General features: G+C 68.5%; 2 protein-coding genes. Both read right to left on the bottom strand.

The window, feature by feature from the left end; genetic code table 11:
• Nucleotides 1-659, bottom strand: a 659-nt coding sequence (locus ACEW8N_RS09505) for a glycosyltransferase family 9 protein (RefSeq protein WP_373499575.1), incomplete at its 3' end; no start/stop codon positions are given.
• A gap of 11 nt (nt 660-670) precedes the next feature.
• Nucleotides 671-1,108 carry a tetraacyldisaccharide 4'-kinase gene (locus ACEW8N_RS09500; protein ID WP_373499576.1) on the bottom strand — a complete coding sequence of 146 codons (438 nt, stop codon included), beginning with the start codon at nt 1,106-1,108 and terminating at the stop codon, nt 671-673.
• Nucleotides 1,109-1,525: the final 417 nt, after the last annotated feature.

The raw sequence follows: 1,525 nt of genomic DNA, 5'->3' as shown, positions 1-1,525 counted from the left end.
GGGCAGCGGCGCCGCAGCCGCCGGCCCAGCTCTGCGAACCGTTCGGCAGGCCACCGCTTGGCGCCGCCGAAGGCCGCTCCGGGATTGATCCCGATGATGCCGTCCGTCCGGTCCAGGCCGGCCTCTTGTAAACGTTGGGCGGCCCGGACGCGTTCGGGGGCCGAGAGGAAGAGGGCCGTATCCCTGCCGAAGCTCCTGATGCCTGCGCCTTCCGTCACGCCAAGGTAGTAGTCGATCTGGTGCCGGCGTTTCAGGCGCGGGGTCATGGGCACCGCATGGGTGAGGAGAAAGGCCCGGCCGTCGGTGTCGTAGCCCAGCCTTCGGGGGATTCCCGCAAGGCGGGCGATGAGGGCCGCTTCAAAAGCGTTCTGGACCAGGACGGCCAGGTCGAAATCGTATGCCCGCAGCTCGCCGCACAAGCGCAGGATGCCCTGCGGGGAGGCGTGGCGCCCCCCGGCGTCGTAGGGAATGATCCGGTCGACGTCCGGGCTGTTTTCAAAAACGGGCGACACCCACGGTTTGGCGAGGACATGGATCTCCGCGCGGGGAAAGCCGCGCCGCACGGCCCGGATCATGGGGGTGCTCATGACGGCGTCCCCCACCCAGTTGGCGGCGCGAACCAGGATGCGGCGGATTTCTTCGGGTGCGATGGTCTTCATGGCGGCTCCCTTCATCTGAGGCTCGCTGGTGCTTCGGGATTACGGTACCAACCCTCCATGCGGCTTTTGAGGAAGCGGTGGAAGGCCGGTTCGTCCGCACCGAAATCCATTTCGACGCCGATGATGAGAAGATCTAGAGGCCATGGAAACCGGCGGTCCATCCGGGCGTAGTCCTTCTCCGTGGTGGCGACGGCCCCGGCCCCGGAGGCCGAGGCTGCGGCCGAAAGATCGGACAGATCCGCGGGGGTGTAGGGGTGATGATCCGGGAAGGCCGCCTGCCCCGAAACCCTGAAGCCCAGGGAACCGACGGTCCGGATGAAATCTCCGTTGTTGGCGATGCCCGAAAAGGCAAAAAGGGCCTTGCCGCTTCCCTCGGTATTCTCCGCGGGGGCGGCCGTCCGGACCATCCGCCTGACGAGGGGCCGGTGGGCGGCGCGGAAGCGGGGAATGCCCCGGGGTGACCGGGGCCTGCGACCTGAACCGGTGGCACGGCAGCCTCGAGGAGCTCCGGGCGTTCGCGCAGCGGCGTTGCTAGGAATCCTGCCCGTGGTAGGATGCCCTCGGGACTTTGGACAAGCCTCTGAACGCCCCTCCCCTTTGCTCCCGGGGAGGGGCGTTCGGTTTTTTGGTAGGCTGGGAGGATGCTGTCGCGCCGTCGTCGAGTGAGAGGGTCTCGCCTGTTGGGGTCGCCGGGGTCGCTGGGGGAGCGAGCGCTGGCCTGGAGCGAGGCGGAAGCCGCGAGGGGGGCCGGAGAGGATCCGAAGGGGAGCAACGGGGGGCCGGACGTGGCGGGGTACTTCAAGGGGGCTCGGCGCCGAGGGTCCGAGGAGCTCCTCGGGTTGACGTCCGGGAACTGGTGCGCGGCC

This window comes from Desulfococcus sp., from assembly GCF_041737845.1.
In the GTDB taxonomy this organism is placed as follows: Bacteria; Desulfobacterota; Desulfobacteria; order Desulfobacterales; family Desulfococcaceae; genus Desulfococcus.
This window is presented reverse-complemented; position numbering and strand designations above follow the sequence as displayed.